General features: G+C 33.7%; 25 protein-coding genes and 1 rRNA gene (1 of these 26 cut by a window edge). All 26 read left to right on the forward strand.

Annotation, left to right across the window (positions count from 1 at the left end; translation table 4 throughout):
• Nucleotides 1–1,940 (forward strand): 23S ribosomal RNA (locus JV175_RS00840) (it extends 955 nt beyond the left edge of the window).
• Between the two features lie 615 nt (nucleotides 1,941–2,555).
• Nucleotides 2,556–2,864 carry a 30S ribosomal protein S10 gene (gene rpsJ, locus JV175_RS00845; protein ID WP_205498382.1) on the forward strand — a complete coding sequence of 103 codons (309 nt, stop codon included), beginning with the start codon at nucleotides 2,556–2,558 and terminating at the stop codon, nucleotides 2,862–2,864.
• A gap of 49 nt (nucleotides 2,865–2,913) precedes the next feature.
• Nucleotides 2,914–3,729: a 50S ribosomal protein L3 gene (rplC, locus tag JV175_RS00850; protein ID WP_205498384.1), complete on the forward strand. Its 816-nt coding sequence runs from the start codon at nucleotides 2,914–2,916 to the stop codon at nucleotides 3,727–3,729.
• Nucleotides 3,729–4,400 (forward strand): 50S ribosomal protein L4, encoded by a 672-nt coding sequence (gene rplD / locus JV175_RS00855; RefSeq protein WP_205498386.1) that lies wholly within the window; start codon nucleotides 3,729–3,731, stop codon nucleotides 4,398–4,400. The genes rplC and rplD overlap by 1 nt, the downstream gene beginning before the upstream one ends.
• Nucleotides 4,400–4,807, forward strand: coding sequence for a 50S ribosomal protein L23 (gene rplW, locus JV175_RS00860; RefSeq protein WP_240337559.1), 408 nt, complete (start codon nucleotides 4,400–4,402; stop codon nucleotides 4,805–4,807). Before rplD ends, rplW begins: the two co-directional genes overlap by 1 nt.
• 105 nt (nucleotides 4,808–4,912) lie before the next feature.
• Complete coding sequence (gene rplB / locus JV175_RS00865) at nucleotides 4,913–5,758, forward strand: 50S ribosomal protein L2 (protein ID WP_205498388.1); 846 nt, start codon at nucleotides 4,913–4,915, stop codon at nucleotides 5,756–5,758.
• Nucleotides 5,758–6,036, forward strand: a complete 279-nt coding sequence (gene rpsS, locus JV175_RS00870; protein ID WP_205498390.1) for a 30S ribosomal protein S19 — start codon at nucleotides 5,758–5,760, stop codon at nucleotides 6,034–6,036. Before rplB ends, rpsS begins: the two co-directional genes overlap by 1 nt.
• Entirely contained in the window at nucleotides 6,036–6,374 is a 339-nt protein-coding gene (rplV, locus tag JV175_RS00875; RefSeq protein ID WP_205498392.1) for a 50S ribosomal protein L22, read from the forward strand. Before rpsS ends, rplV begins: the two co-directional genes overlap by 1 nt.
• 11 nt (nucleotides 6,375–6,385) lie before the next feature.
• Nucleotides 6,386–7,060: a 30S ribosomal protein S3 gene (gene rpsC, locus JV175_RS00880; protein WP_205498394.1), complete on the forward strand. Its 675-nt coding sequence runs from the start codon at nucleotides 6,386–6,388 to the stop codon at nucleotides 7,058–7,060.
• Nucleotides 7,038–7,460, forward strand: coding sequence for a 50S ribosomal protein L16 (gene rplP, locus JV175_RS00885; RefSeq protein ID WP_205498396.1), 423 nt, complete (start codon nucleotides 7,038–7,040; stop codon nucleotides 7,458–7,460). Before rpsC ends, rplP begins: the two co-directional genes overlap by 23 nt.
• Complete coding sequence (gene rpmC, locus JV175_RS00890) at nucleotides 7,460–7,660, forward strand: 50S ribosomal protein L29 (protein WP_205498398.1); 201 nt, start codon at nucleotides 7,460–7,462, stop codon at nucleotides 7,658–7,660. The genes rplP and rpmC overlap by 1 nt, the downstream gene beginning before the upstream one ends.
• Entirely contained in the window at nucleotides 7,660–7,929 is a 270-nt protein-coding gene (rpsQ, locus tag JV175_RS00895; protein WP_205498400.1) for a 30S ribosomal protein S17, read from the forward strand. The genes rpmC and rpsQ overlap by 1 nt, the downstream gene beginning before the upstream one ends.
• 1 nt (nucleotide 7,930) lies before the next feature.
• Nucleotides 7,931–8,299, forward strand: a complete 369-nt coding sequence (gene rplN / locus JV175_RS00900) for a 50S ribosomal protein L14 (RefSeq protein ID WP_205498402.1) — start codon at nucleotides 7,931–7,933, stop codon at nucleotides 8,297–8,299.
• Nucleotides 8,299–8,631: a 50S ribosomal protein L24 gene (gene rplX / locus JV175_RS00905; RefSeq protein ID WP_205498404.1), complete on the forward strand. Its 333-nt coding sequence runs from the start codon at nucleotides 8,299–8,301 to the stop codon at nucleotides 8,629–8,631. The genes rplN and rplX overlap by 1 nt, the downstream gene beginning before the upstream one ends.
• A gap of 14 nt (nucleotides 8,632–8,645) precedes the next feature.
• Nucleotides 8,646–9,191, forward strand: coding sequence for a 50S ribosomal protein L5 (gene rplE, locus JV175_RS00910; protein WP_205498406.1), 546 nt, complete (start codon nucleotides 8,646–8,648; stop codon nucleotides 9,189–9,191).
• Between the two features lie 11 nt (nucleotides 9,192–9,202).
• Entirely contained in the window at nucleotides 9,203–9,388 is a 186-nt protein-coding gene (locus JV175_RS00915) for a type Z 30S ribosomal protein S14 (RefSeq protein WP_205498408.1), read from the forward strand.
• A 2-nt stretch (nucleotides 9,389–9,390) separates the two neighbouring features.
• Entirely contained in the window at nucleotides 9,391–9,798 is a 408-nt protein-coding gene (rpsH, locus tag JV175_RS00920; protein ID WP_205498410.1) for a 30S ribosomal protein S8, read from the forward strand.
• An 8-nt stretch (nucleotides 9,799–9,806) separates the two neighbouring features.
• Entirely contained in the window at nucleotides 9,807–10,346 is a 540-nt protein-coding gene (gene rplF, locus JV175_RS00925; RefSeq protein ID WP_205498412.1) for a 50S ribosomal protein L6, read from the forward strand.
• Between the two features lie 20 nt (nucleotides 10,347–10,366).
• A complete protein-coding gene (rplR, locus tag JV175_RS00930; RefSeq protein WP_205498413.1) occupies nucleotides 10,367–10,714 on the forward strand; it encodes a 50S ribosomal protein L18 in 348 nt (115 codons plus the stop codon).
• Entirely contained in the window at nucleotides 10,714–11,361 is a 648-nt protein-coding gene (rpsE, locus tag JV175_RS00935) for a 30S ribosomal protein S5 (protein WP_205498415.1), read from the forward strand. The genes rplR and rpsE overlap by 1 nt, the downstream gene beginning before the upstream one ends.
• 15 nt (nucleotides 11,362–11,376) lie before the next feature.
• Nucleotides 11,377–11,823 (forward strand): 50S ribosomal protein L15, encoded by a 447-nt coding sequence (gene rplO / locus JV175_RS00940; RefSeq protein ID WP_205498418.1) that lies wholly within the window; start codon nucleotides 11,377–11,379, stop codon nucleotides 11,821–11,823.
• A complete protein-coding gene (gene secY / locus JV175_RS00945; RefSeq protein WP_308699413.1) occupies nucleotides 11,823–13,259 on the forward strand; it encodes a preprotein translocase subunit SecY in 1,437 nt (478 codons plus the stop codon). The genes rplO and secY overlap by 1 nt, the downstream gene beginning before the upstream one ends.
• Nucleotides 13,253–13,918: an adenylate kinase family protein gene (locus tag JV175_RS00950; RefSeq protein WP_205498420.1), complete on the forward strand. Its 666-nt coding sequence runs from the start codon at nucleotides 13,253–13,255 to the stop codon at nucleotides 13,916–13,918. The genes secY and JV175_RS00950 overlap by 7 nt, the downstream gene beginning before the upstream one ends.
• On the forward strand, nucleotides 13,918–14,673 hold the full coding sequence (gene map / locus JV175_RS00955) for a type I methionyl aminopeptidase (protein WP_205498422.1): 756 nt from the start codon (nucleotides 13,918–13,920) through the stop codon (nucleotides 14,671–14,673). The genes JV175_RS00950 and map overlap by 1 nt, the downstream gene beginning before the upstream one ends.
• Nucleotides 14,674–14,889 (forward strand): translation initiation factor IF-1, encoded by a 216-nt coding sequence (gene infA / locus JV175_RS00960; protein ID WP_205498424.1) that lies wholly within the window; start codon nucleotides 14,674–14,676, stop codon nucleotides 14,887–14,889.
• 14 nt (nucleotides 14,890–14,903) lie between these two features.
• Complete coding sequence (rpmJ, locus tag JV175_RS00965) at nucleotides 14,904–15,017, forward strand: 50S ribosomal protein L36 (protein WP_169605176.1); 114 nt, start codon at nucleotides 14,904–14,906, stop codon at nucleotides 15,015–15,017.
• The last annotated feature ends 5 nt before the right edge of the window (nucleotides 15,018–15,022 follow it).

Below are 15,022 nucleotides of genomic sequence, written 5' to 3' on the forward strand. Positions count from 1 at the left end.
CCGAATACCAATGTGAATTACCATGCAGTCGGAACATCGGTGATAACGTCGATGCTCGCGAGGGAAACAACCCAGATCGTCAGCTAAGGTCCCAAAATTGTGTTAAGTGAGAAAGGTTGTGGGGTTTCTTAAACAGCTAGGATGTTGGCTTAGAAGCAGCCATCGTTTAAAGAGTGCGTAATAGCTCACTAGTCGAGAGACCCTGTGCCAATAATTTAACGGGACTAAAACACAATACCGAAGCTACGGGCAAATATTTTGCGTTAGGAGAGCGTTCTAAGGGCATTGAAGCTAGACTGTGAAGACTAGTGGAGCGCTTAGAAGTGAGAATGCCGGTATGAGTAACGATTCAGTGTGAGAATCACTGACGCCTATTGGGGAAGGTTTCCTGGGCAAGGTTCGTCCACCCAGGGTTAGTCGGGACCTAAGACGAGGCCGAAAGGCGTAGCCGATGGACAACAGGTTAATATTCCTGTACTTCCTTAAAATGTGATGGAGTGACGGAGGAGGATAGCATTACCACTTATCGGATTGTGGGGTAAGCATTAAGAAGGTTGCTGGAGGCAAATCCCTAGCGACTTAACTTCGAGATGTGATGCATAGCGAAATGGCAACAAAGTAGCGAATTATGTGATTTCATACTTCTTAAAAAAGCTTCTAACTTAAGTTTTAAGGGACCCGTACCGAGAACGGACACACGTCCCCAAGATGAGTATTCTAAGGCGAGCGAGAAAACCAATGTTAAGGAACTCTGCAAAATTATCCCGTAAGTTCGCAAGAAGGGATGCCTATAGAAATATAGGCCGCAGTAAAATGCGAGGGGGAACTGTTTATCAAAAACACAGCTCTATGCTAAGTCGCAAGACGATGTATATGGGGTGACGCCTGCCCAGTGCCCGAAGGTTAAGATGATACGTTAGCATTAGCGAAGCGTTGATTTGAAGCCCGGGTGAACGGCGGCCGTAACTATAACGGTCCTAAGGTAGCGAAATTCCTTGTCGGCTAAATACTGACCTGCACGAAAGGCGCAATCATCTCTTGACTGTCTCAACATTGGACTCGGTGAAATTATGGTCCCAGTGAAAACGCTGGGTTCCCGCATCAAGACGAAAAGACCCCGTGGAGCTTTACTATAACTTCGTATTGAATTTTGGCTTAACATGTGTAGGATAGGTGGGAGACTTTGAAGTGCAGACGCTAGTTTGCATGGAGTCATCCTTGAAATACCACCCTTGTTAATTTGAAATTCTAACCTGTCACCGTGATCCGGTGAGGGGACAGTGCGTGGTGGGTAGTTTGACTGGGGCGGTCGCCTCCCAAAGGGTAACGGAGGCGTTCAAAGTTACACTCAATACAGTCAGAAACTGTATGTAGAGCATAAAGGTAAAAGTGTGATTGACTGTGAGACCTACAAGTCGAGCAGGTGCGAAAGCAGGACTTAGTGATCCGGCGGTACATCGTGGAATGGCCGTCGCTCAACGGATAAAAGCTACCCCGGGGATAACAGGCTTATCTTCCCCAAGAGATCACATCGACGGGAAGGTTTGGCACCTCGATGTCGGCTCATCGCATCCTGGAGCTGGAGTCGGTTCCAAGGGTTTGGCTGTTCGCCAATTAAAGCGGTACGCGAGCTGGGTTCAGAACGTCGTGAGACAGTTCGGTTCCTATCTGATGTGGGCGTTGGAATATTGATGAGAGCTGCTCTTAGTACGAGAGGACCGGAGTGGACGTACCGATGGTGCTCCAGTTGTTTCGCCAGAAGCATAGCTGGGTAGCCAAGTACGGAAAGAATAACCGCTGAAAGCATCTAAGCGGGAAGTCTCCTCAAAGATGAATATTCCCTTGAAATTCCTTGTAGACTACGAGGTTGATAGGCTGGAGGTGTAAGTGTAGTAATACATTCAGCTGACCAGTACTAATAAATTGAATGGTTTAATAGTTAATTCTATATGTTGATCAGTCTTTTATATTCAGTTTTCAAAGAATTAATTGTAGCCAAAAGGCTACTTTTTTTTATATTTTTTTATTAAGCTTTTGAACAAAAACTATAAAATAATTATTATGAAACAAATTGTTAAAAAAGAAATAAAAACAAATTTTAAAAAAAATGCATTACGTTATTTAACTATTTTTTTAAAATATTTTTTAATTTGTTTTTGCTTTTCAATCATTTTAGTAGCTGCAAAAATATTCCAATCTGATAAAAAGATATTTTATTTACAAAATACATTTTTTTGACTATATTGAATTAATTCGATATCGTTGGTATCTATAATATGCTTTGCCATTGACATAATTCACTATAAAAAAGGAAGAATTTTTTATAAATTTTTGATTATTTTTATCATTACTTTATTCATTATTTCTGCAATTTTATTTGTTTTTTTATTCTAAGATTTTAATGATTAAAAAATTGAAAAAAAAACGTTTTTTGTTATAATTTAAAAGCAACTACGACATTGAAACATAAGGTTGTGAAACACCGAGCTTAGTTGTTCGTCTCGGTTTTCAGTTTTTTATGTGGAGTCGGTTCAAAAAAAGAACAAGGAGAACAAATGCAAAAATTACAAATTAAAATAAAATCTTTTGATCACACATTAGTTGACCAAGCTTCTGTTAAAGTTGTTAACTTAGCAAAAGAAGAAAAAGCTAATGTAAGTGGGCCAATTCCACTACCAACAAAAAAAGAAATTATTACAATTTTACGTTCTGTTCACGTTAACAAAAAATCTCGTGAACAATTCGAATCAAGAACTCACAAACGTTTAATCATTGTTGAAAACGTTAATGACAAACTAGTTGATAAATTCAAACATTTAGAATTGCCAGCTGGTGTAGAATTAAGCATTAAGACTGTTAAATAAAAACAGCTTTAATTTTTTTATTTTTTAAGAAAAATTTTTAAGGAGAATTATGAAAGGAATCTTAGGAAAAAAAGTTGGAATGACTCAACTTTTTACAGCAGATGGTATGACAATACCTGTAACTGTCGTTGAAGTTAAACCAAATGTTGTTACTAAAGTTCTTTCAGCAGATAAAGATGGCTATGTGGCTACTCAATTAGCTGTTGGAGATAAAAAACAATCAAGAATTAAAAAACCTGAAATCAACAGATTCGCTCAAGCAAACACAACACCTAAGCGCTTCGTTAAAGAAATTCGTAACATGTCAGGTTATGAATTAGGACAAGTTGTTGAAGCAAATATTTTCGAAGCTGGAGATATCGTTGATGTTCAAGGTACTTCAAAAGGAAAAGGTTTTGCCGGAACAATTAAACGTCATAACCAAAAAATCGGTCCTAAATCACACGGTGGTGGTGGAGGATCAAAACCTGTTCGTCAAACAGGATCAATCGGGGACATTTCTGGAAATAGAGTTGTTAAAGGTATGACAATGCCTGGACATCTAGGAAATGTTAAAACAACTGTTCAAAACTTAGAAGTTGTTGCAACAGATGTTGAAAACAATTACATTCTAATTAGAGGATCAATTCCTGGAGCAAACCAAAGTTTTGTGGTTATTAAAGAAAATGCAAAACATATTGCTAAAAAACCAGCAATTGAATTAGTTGACTTAAAAGTTGCTATGGCTAAAAACGAACTATTTGAATACGCTAAAAAATTCGGTGTTGAATTAGATTCAAAAATGTCAGTAGAAGAAATGAAACAAATAATTTCAGAAGCTGAAAGTAAAGCAAATGAAACAAAAACAGAAGGAGAGGAAATCTAATGGCTGAAACAAAAACTAAAAAAACAGTTACTAAAGATTCAAAACCAAATGTTGATGTTGTTAAATCAGAATCAAAAAGTTTAACATTTTCTGCAAAAGCTTTACCAGAAAGATTATTCGGATTAGAAGAAGTTCATACACAAGCAATTTTTGACACAATACTAAGTGACAGAGCATCAAAAAGATTCTCAACACACAAAGTAAAAAATCGTGGTGAAGTATCAGGAACTGGTAAAAAACCATGAAGACAAAAAAGAACAGGACGTGCTAGAGCAGGTTCAATGCGTTCACCAATTTTCGTGGGTGGGGGAAGAGCTTTTGGTCCTACAACAGCTAAAAACTACTCACTAAAAGTTAATAAAAAAGTAAGAGCATTAGCAGTTAAAAGTGCATTAAGCCAATTAGCTAAAGCTCAACAAGTTTTCCTTCATGAATTTAAATTAAATGAAGTATCAACTAAAGAATTAGCAAGACAATTAAATGAAGCTAATTTAAGCGATTCAAAAGTATTAATCGTTTCAAGCGATTTAAATGTATTCTTATCAGCAAGAAACTTACAAAATGTAGAAACAGTTAAAGTAACATCATTATCAGTAGAAAAATTATTAGCAACAGATGTTTTAGTAATTAGTAATGATGATGTTCAAAGATTAGAAGGGTTGGTTAAATAATGAATGTTAATGATGTAATTAAATTTCCAGTTTTAACCGAAAAATCATACCTAGACATGTCAAATAATGTTTATACATTTGCCGTTGATAAAAGAACAAACAAAGTTGAAGTTAAAAAAGCTGTTGAATTTATTTTTGATGTTAAAGTTGAAAGAGTTAACATTCTAACAGTTGAAGCTAAAACAAGAAGAGTTGGACGTTTCGTAGGAAAAACCAACAAATATAAAAAAGCTTTAGTACTTCTAAAAGATGGTTATTCAATTAACTTCTTCCCAGAAGAACAAGAAAGCAAAAAAGAAGAAACTTCAAATACTGAATCAGAAGCAAATTTAAGTGAAAAAGATTCAAAATCAGTTGAAGAAAAAGTTGCTAAAAAATTAGCATCTAAAGCAAACAAAACAGAATAATATAATGTGTTTACAATTTACTTTGCTTCAATATAAAGTAAATTATTTATATAAAGATATAACAAACACTTAAAAGAATTAAATATTTTTAAGTAAGGAGAAAAAATGGCTATTAAACACTATAAGCCAACCTCCAATGGTCGTAGACACATGACAACATTAGATTACAAAAAAAATCTAACAGGTCATGCACCAGAAAAATCTCTACTAGTTACATTAAAAAAACATGCTGGTAGAAATAATCGGGGAGTTATTACTACTCGTCACCATGGTGGAGGAGTTAAACGTAAATATCGTATTATCGATTTTAAACGTAATAAAGATGGTATCGAAGCAGTTGTTAAAACAATTGAATACGATCCAAACCGTAGTGCAAACATATCATTAGTTGTTTACCGTGATGGAGAAAAACGTTACATTCTTCATCCAAAAGGATTATCAGTAGGAAGCAAAATTGTTTCAGGTGATAATGTTGATATTAAAGTTGGAAACACTCTAGCTTTAAAAAACATTCCAGAAGGTACTTTTATTCACAACATTGAATTACAACCAAAACAAGGTGGAATAATTGCAAGAAGTGCTGGAACAAGTGCACAAATCTTAGGTAAAGACGAAGACGGAAAATACGTAATTTTAAGACTAAAATCTGGAGAAGTTAGAAAAGTTCTTGCAGAATGTCGTGCAACAATTGGTGTTGTAGGAAATGAAGAACATTTATTAGTTAATATCGGGAAAGCTGGAAGAAACCGTCACTTAGGAATTAGACCAACAGTGCGTGGATCAGCTATGAACCCTAATGATCACCCACATGGGGGAGGGGAAGGACGTCAACCTATTGGACGTAAAGCTCCACTTACACCATGAGGTAAAAAAGCTCTTGGGGTTAAAACTCGTTCAACTAAGAAATCTTCAAACAAGTTGATTATAAGAAGAAGAAAGGTAAGTAAATAATGGCAAGATCACTTAAAAAAGGTCCATTTGTTGATGATCATTTAATGAAAAAAGTTGTTGCTATTTTAGAAAACAATGCTCCAAAACGTCCAATTAAAACTTGAAGTCGTCGTTCAACAATATTCCCAGAATTTGTTGGACTAACATTCCAAGTTCACAACGGAAAAGTTTTTAACGATGTTTTTGTTACAGCTGACATGGTAGGGCACAAATTAGGAGAATTTTCACCAACCAGAACATACACTGGACACGGTGCAGATAAAGGGAAGAAAAAATAATGCATAAAACAGCTCAAGCAAGTGTTAAAACACAAAGAATCTCAGCACGTAAAGCTCGTTTAGTAGCTGACTTAATTCGTTATAAATCAACTCAAGAAGCAATTTCAATTCTTAAAACAACTAATAAAAAAGCGACATACATTATCTTAAAATTACTAAAAAGTGCAATTGCAAATGCAACAAATAATCACGGTCTTGATGGAAACAAATTATATGTTTCAAAAATTGTTGTAAATGAAGGTCCAACATTAAAACGTTACCAACCTCATTCACAAGGTAGAGCATATCCAATTCTAAAAAGAACAAGTCACTTCTTAATTGAAGTTTCAGAAATGTAAGGGAGAAAATTATGGGACAAAAAGTTAATCCAAATGGTTTTAGATACGGGATTTCAAAAGAACATAATTCTAACTGATTTGCTGATAAAGATAAATATGCTTTAAACTTACTTCAAGATCAACAAATTTATAAATTTTTCGATAAATTAGTTCGTCAATATCAAATTGGACACGTTCAAATTAAACGTGATCAAAAAGGACATGTTTCAGTATTACTTCACACTGCAAAACCAGGAGTTGTATTAGGTACAAATGGTGACAACATTAAACAATTAACAACTGATTTAAAGAAAGCATTACGTAATAAAAACTTAAATGTAAATATTGAAGTTTTAGAACTTAAAAAACCAGATTTAAATGCAAGATTATTAGCGGAACAAATTGCAGTTAAATTAGAAAATCGTGGTAGCTTCAGACTAGCTCAAAAACAAGCTATTAGAGCAGCAATGAAAGCTGGAGCAAAAGGAATCAAAACTGCTGTTTCAGGACGTTTAAATGGTGTTGATATGGCGCGTAAAGAAGGATACAACGAAGGAGAAATGAAATTACATACTCTTCGTCAAGATGTTGATTACGCAACAGCAACAGCAAGAACAACATATGGAGCATTAGGAATTAAAGTTTGAGTATCATTGGGAGAAATTTTAGACAAAGGAGCAAACAATGTTACAACCAAAAAGAACTAAACACCGTAAAATGTTTAGAATTCGTCACGACAAAATCAAAGCACACCGTGGAAACACAGTAGCTTTCGGAGAATTTGGACTACAAGCTAAAACAAGTGCTTGAATTAGTGCAAGACAAATCGAAGCTGCCCGTATTGCTATTACTCGTAAGATGGGTCGTGAAGGACAAGTTTGAATTAGAATTTTCCCACATATGTCAAAAACATCTAAACCTATTGGGGTTCGTATGGGATCAGGAAAAGGTTCACCTGATCAATGACTAGCAGTTGTTAAAGAAGATACAATGATGTTTGAAGTTAAAGGTGTTAAAAGAGAAATTGCTCTTGAGGCACTACGTCTAGGTGGACACAAGTTACCTGTTAAAGTAAAAATCGTTGAACGTCAAGAAGGAGAAAATTAATGAAATACACTGAATTTTCAGCAAAAAGTATTGAAGAATTAGAAAAATTAGTTGCTGATTACAAAGCTAATTTATTCACTTTACGTTTCAAATCAAGAACAGGTCAATTAGATCAAAGTCACAAAATTCAAGAAGTTAAAAAAGATATCGCAAGAGCATTAACAGCATTAAACGAAAAAAAATCAAAGGAAGTTAAATAATGGAAAGAACAAACAACCGTAAAGTTTTAACTGGTAAAGTTGTTTCTAACAAAAACGATAAAACTGTTATTGTTTTAGTTGAAACATACGTAAAACACCCAATTTATCAAAAACGTTACAAAAAATCAAAACGTTTTGCAGTTCACGATGAATTAAACCAAGCAAATTTAAATGATATTGTTATCATTCAAGAAACACGTCCATTATCAAAAACTAAACATTTCCGTTTAGTATCTATTAAAGAAAAAGCTTTAGTAGGAGAAAACTAGTATGTTACAAGAATTATCAAGAGCAGTTGTAGCTGATAACTCAGGTGCAAAAGAAGTCGGAATTATTCGTAACTTAGGTGGAAGTGTTAAGAAATTTGCAAACATCGGAGACGTTGTTGTGTGTTCAGTTAAAAAAGCAATCCCTGGTGGAATTGTTAAAGAAGGACAAATTGTTAAAGCTGTCGTTGTTAGATCAAGATACGGATTAGAACGTGAAAACGGTTCATACATTCGTTTCGATGATAATGCTGTTGTTATTATTAAAGAAGACAAAAACCCACGTGGAACTCGTGTGTTTGGTCCAGTAGCTCGTGAATTACGTGAAAAAGGGTATGCTAAAATCGTTTCTTTAGCACCAGAGGTATTATAATGGCAAGTCAAAAAATTAGAAAAAATGATACAGTTGTTGTTATTGCTGGAAAACAAAAAGGTAAAGTTTCTTCAGTATTAAGTATCGACCCTGTTAAACAAACTGTTTTACTAAAAGACGTTAACAAAAAAACCAAACATAATAAACCTAGTCAAACCAACCAAGATGGTGGAATTGAAATCAAAGAATTCCCAATCCATATTTCAAACGTTGCTATTTTAGTTAAAAAAGGAACAGCAACAACACCTGCAACTTATTCAAGAGTAAGATTCCAAGCTGATAAAAACGGTTCAAAACAAAGAGTTGTAGTTAAAACTCAAAAAACACTTTAATTTAAGGAGAAGCAATGAATAAATTACAAGAACAATACAATAACGTAACAAAAGCTGAACTTAAAAAACAATTTAACTACAAATCAGCAATGGAAATTCCAAGAATTGAAAAAATCGTTTTAAACATGACAGCAGGTAACAAAGTTTCAGATTCAAAAGCTATCGAAGACGTTATGAATGAACTAGCTTTAATTGCTGGTCAAAAACCATATCAAACAACCGCTAAAAAATCATTGGCTTCATGAAAACTTCGTGAAGGTATGCCAATGGGTGGAAAAGTAACTTTAAGACGTGAAAAAATGTGATCATTTTTAACAAAATTAATTGAAGTTGCTTTACCACGTGTACGTGATTTCCGTGGAGTTAATCCAAAAAGTTTCGATGGACGTGGAAATTACGCAATCGGTATTAAAGAAGAATTTATTTTCCCAGAAATTAGTTTCGATAAAATTCGTCAATTAAAAGGGCTAGACGTTATTATTATTACTTCAGCTAAAACTGACGAAGAAGCACGTGCTTTATTAAAAAGTTTAGGAATGCCTTTCGGTAAGGCTGAATAAGAGGTAGTTAAATGGCAAAAAAATCATTAAAAGTTAAAGCTAAAAAGACCCCTAAATTCTCAACACGTTTCTATACACGTTGTGAATTATGTGGACGTCCTCATGCAGTTTTAAGAAAATACAAAATTTGTAGAATTTGTTTCCGTAATTTAGCACACGAAGGTAAATTACCAGGAATTAAGAAAGCGAGCTGATAATTATGGCAATTATTATTGATCCAATTGCAGATATGTTTGTAAGAATTAAAAACGCTAATGCACGTAAACACCGTGAAGTGTTAATTCCTTACTCAAACAAAAAAGTGAAAATTTTAGAAATTTTCAAAAGAGAAGGATACATTAGTGATTTTAAAGAAGCAACATTAGATAATCACAAAGCAATCAATGTTACTTTAAAATACAAAGGATTTACTGGTTCACAAAGTGTTATTAACGGACTTAAAAAAGTTTCAAAACCAGGACTAAAAGTTTATGCATCATCAAAAAACTTACCAAAAGTTTTAAGCGGATACGGAACAGCTATCATTTCAACCTCACAAGGGTTAATGACAGATAAAGAAGCAAGAAAGGCAAATGTTGGTGGTGAAGTTATCGCCTTCATTTGATAGGATTTAAAATGTCTCGTGTTGGAAAAAGAGTTTTAAATATTCCTGCTGGAGTTGAAGTAAAAATTGATGGTTCAAATGTTGAAGTTAAAGGTCCTAAAGGAACACTAAGTTACGCATTCTCAAATTTAATTGTTATTAAAAACGAAAATAACCAAATTACTACAGATCGTTTAAACGAAGAAAAAAGCACAAAACAATTACACGGAACAACTAACTCATTAATCGCTTCAATGATTAAAGGAGTAAGTGAAGGTTTCGTTAAAGAAATCGAAATTAAAGGGGTTGGGTATAAAGCAACTCAAAAAGGAAATCAATTAGAAGTTATTGCCGGTTATTCACACCCAGTTTATGTTGATATTCCTTCAAATTTAGAAGTATCATTACCAAAACCAACAAATATTGTTATCAAAGGAATTGATAAACAAGCTGTTGGACAATTCGCTGCTGTTGTAAGAGACATTCGTCGTCCAAGTGTATACTCAGGAAAAGGAATTATGTATAAAGATGAAGTTATCCGTCGTAAAGAAGGAAAAACAGCTTCTAAATAGAAGTTAGAAAGGATTTAAAGATGCAAAAATCAAGAAATCAAAAACGTCAAGTTAAACACTTAAAAATTAGACAACATTTAAGTGGAAGCGCAAGCGTTCCTCGTGTATCAATTTACAAATCACTTCACAATTTTTATGCACAATTAATTAATGATGAAACTCACACAACAATCGCAGCAGCCTCAACAAAAGATTTAGCACAACACGCTAACAACGTTGAAGCAGTTAAAGAAGTAGCAAAAATCTTTGCTGCAAAATTAAAAGAAAAAAACGTTTCTAAAGTTGTTTACGATCGTTCTGGATATTTATATCATGGTAAAGTAGCAGCTTTCGCTGATTCATTAAGAGAAGAAGGGATTAAATTCTAATGTCTAATAACGAAAATTTACAAAATAAAGAAGAACTTCAAGTACAAGAATCAGCAACAAAAGTTGTAAACAAATCAAGCAATCCAGAAGAAAAACGTCAAAGAGCACCAAGAAACAATCAAAAAGACGAAAAACGTCGTCCAAATCGTTCATCTCGTCGTGAATTCCAAGCTCAAGAATTCGAAGAAAAAGTTATTGACATCGCCAGAGTTACTGTCGTTGTTAAAGGGGGAAGAAGATTTAGCTTCTCAGCCCATGTCGTAGTTGGAAATCGTAAAGGTAAAGTTGGATTTGGACACGGGAAAGCTAACGAAGTTCAAGATGCAATTAAAAAAGCAGTTAAAGATGCTCACAAAAACATCTTTGAAGTTCCTATCGTTAACGGAACCGTTCCACATGAAGTAGAAACAAAATTCTTAGCTTCAAAAGTTCAACTTCGTCCTGCTCCTAAAGGAGTTGGATTCAAAGCTTCAAATACAGTACGTAGTGTTATGGAATTAGCAGGATACACCGATGTGTCAACAAAATCACTAGGTTCAAGAACAAAACAAAACGTTGCTCACGCAGTAGTTAAAGCTTTAAAACAATTAAGAACAGCACAACAAATTGCTGATCTAAGAGATATTAAAGTAGAAGATTTACAATAATATTAAGGAGAAATAATGAAACAAACATTAGCAAACTTATCATATACTCCTGGAAGTCGTAAAGACAAACACCGTGTGGGACGTGGACATGCAGCTGGTAAAGGTAAACAAGCTGGACGTGGACAAAGTGGTCAAACAAAACGTAACACTGTAAGACTAGGATTCGAAGGGGGACAAAACCCATTATTCAGAAGACTACCAAAAAGAGGATTCAAAAATGTAAATCATGTTGAATTCCAAGTAGTAAACCTAGATCAATTAGATTCATACTTCAAAAAAGATGAAACTGTAAGTTTTGAAACTTTATTTACAAAAGGATTAATTAAAAAATACGACCAACCTGTTAAAATTCTAGGTCGTGGAACATTAACAAAAGCACTAGTTATTAGTGATGTTGATGCTCTAAGTGCAAGTGCACAAGAAGCAATTATTGCAGCAGGGGGAAAAATCGAGGTTAAATAATGAGGTTATTTAAACAAAGAAATCAAACTCAAAAACAAGCAAAATCACGACTTGTTTTTGATTCTAAGTGAGTTAAATTCAAAAACAATTACTCAGAATTTTGAAAAAACCATGATTTAGTTAAAAAAATTCTGTACACTGTTTTACTTTTAACTATCTTTGTTGCTGCTGGAACTATTACTATTCCAGGAGTTAATCTTGTTAACCAAGATCAATTAAATGGGGGAGACTTCTTAGGAATTCTTAATTTAGTTGGTGGAGGTGGATTAAGAAACTTTAGTATTGTTGCTTTAGGTATTAGTCCATTTATAACCGCTAGCTTAATTATGATGATTCTGCAAACGAAACTATTTCCACCCATTTATCGTTTAAGTCAAGCAGGACCAGCGGGAAGAATTAAGATTAACATCATAACTCGGTTCCTAACGCTGGGTTTTGCTATTATTCAAGCAATTGTATTAACAAGAGCTTTAAAAAATCCACAAACTGGGTTTGGAATTAAAATTATTGAACAACTTGATACCAACGCTTATGCATTCTTTTTATTACCATTGATGCTAATAGCTGGTAGTTTATTTGCTTTATTTTTGGGTGAACAAATTACTAACAAAGGAGTTGGAAACGGAACTAGCTTAATTATTTTTGCTGGTATTGCATCAAATTTAATTCCAACATTTCGAAATGCATTTGAGTTTTTAGTACCTTCGATTAAACATTCATCAATAGTGTTTAAAGAACTACTAAATTTTAGTGTTTATTTAATTGGTTACTTAGCTGTAATTATGGTTGTTGGAGTATTTTATTTAGCGGAAAGACATATTCCGATTCAACAAGTGGGAGCAGGTCTTTCGAAAAATGAAAAAGAACTTTCTTATTTGCCACTTAAAGCTAACCCAGCTGGAATTATGTCAGTAATTTTTTCACTGATGTTTCTTAGCTTGCCAACAATGATTGCTGGTTTATTCAATCCGGCAACAAGCAGTTACTATAACTGAATTTATACAAACTTTCAAATGACTCAACCAATTGGATTTTTCTTATTTGTTGTAATCACCTTTGCGTTTACATTATTGCTTGGATTACAACAATCAAAAATCGACAAGATTAGTGAAGATTTTGCAAAAAATTCAACATTTATTCCGGGGGTAAGACCTGGTGAACAAACTGAAGATTATTTAATTGCAAGAATTTTAAATTTAAGTTATTTTTCAAGTATTTATTTAATCTTAATTGGTTCAATGCGTTACATTGAAGAAATGTTGCACATGCCACCAGCAATTGCTTTCGGGGGAACAAGTTTAATGATTTTAGTATCGGTAACAATTGAAACTATTCAACAATTACAAGCTCGTTATAAAACTCAAGAACTTGCAAGAAAACGTAAAAAGATTTTATATTCACAACAAAATGGTGAAGAAGGTGACTTATTATGATAGAAAAATATGAAAAATACAATCTTATTTTTTTAGGGGCACCGGGAGCTGGTAAGGGAACAGTAGCTAATGAACTTGCTACCAAAAATCATTTTTTCCAATTTTCAACCGGAGCAATGTTTCGTGAAGAGATTGCAGCTAAAACTCCATTAGGATTACAAGTTGCAGATATCACTTCAAAGGGACTATATGTTAGTGATGATATTACCAACGCTTTAGTTGAAAAAAAATTAAGATTTTTAAAAGAACAAAACCAACACTTTATTTTGGATGGTTACCCTCGTACCATCGAACAAGTTAAATTTTTAGAAAATTTAGACTTTACAAAAATCGATTATGTAGTTTTACTAGAAATCGATAATGAAATAATTATTCGTCGTCTAAGTCAAAGAAGAGTTTGCCCAAAATGTTCGCAAACTTATCACTTGCAACATTTACCCTCAAAAGATAATATCCATTGTGATAATGATGGTGAAGTCTTGATTCAAAGAAAAGACGACCAAAGCGATGTGATTTTAAAAAGATTAGCTGTTTATGAACAACAAACCAAACCTTTAATTGATTTTTATAAAAATAAAGGTAACTTATTGGTAGTTAATGCCAATCAAGAAATTCAAAGTGTTTATAACGAAGTTATCGACGCTTTAAGAAACGCAAAATAATGATTTCAATCAAAAATAAACAACAAATCGCTGATATTAAAAAATCATGCGCTATCCTGGCAGAAGTAAAAAAAATAGTTTATGACTTTATAAGACCAGGCGTTTCTTTAAAAGAAATCGATAGCATCGCTTTTAAAGAAATAGTAAAAAGGGAAGCAAAACCAGCCTTTTTAGGGCAATATGGTTTTAAACACACCTGTTGTATTAGTGTTAATGAAGAACTAATTCACGGAATTCCAAGCGACAGAATCGTAAAAGAAGGAGATTTAATTAAAGTTGATATGGGTGCCATTTACAATGGAATGTATTCAGATTCAGCTTTTACTAAATATGTTGGGCAAAATCCTTCTGCTGAAGATTTAAAATTGATTAAAGTCGCAAAAGATGCTTTTTATGCCGGATTTAACCAAGTTAAAGTCGGTAATAGAATTGGAGATGTTTCTTACGCTATCGGGCAAGTTATTAAAAAGAATAATCTATATACACCCGAAGAATACTGTGGACACGGAATAGGAACTTCACTTCACGAAGATCCGTATGTGCCAAACACTGGCTTAAGAAATACCGGACCAATAATTCGTAATGGGATGGTTATTTGTATTGAACCAATGATAATGCAAGGTTCAGCAAATATTAAGGTATTAGATGATGACTGAACAGTTGTTAGTCGAAACCACAAAAAGACATCTCACTATGAACAAACAATTCTTATTGAAAATGATCAAGCAATCATTTTAACAGGAGAAGAAATTTAAATGGCAAAAGATGCAATCAAAATGACCGGTAAAGTCACAAAAGTCCACTCATCGAAAAATTTCATTGTTATGCTTGAAAACGGAGTCGAAATTCAAGCAACAATTTCTGGAAAAATGTCAATGTATAACATTAGAATTATTCCAGGAGATGGTGTTGATGTAGAAATGAGTCCTTACGATCTAACTAAGGGACGCATTGTTTATCGTCATAAATAACGAAAGGATTTACAATGAAAGTTCGTGCTTCAATTAAACGAATTTGCAAAGATTGCAAAGTTATTAAACGTAATGGTACTAACCGTATCATTTGTATTAACCCAAAACATAAACAAAGACAAGGATAATAAAT

It is taken from the genome of [Mycoplasma] gypis, from assembly GCF_016924775.1.
GTDB classification, from domain to species: Bacteria; Bacillota_I; Bacilli_A; order Mycoplasmatales; family Metamycoplasmataceae; genus Metamycoplasma; species Metamycoplasma gypis.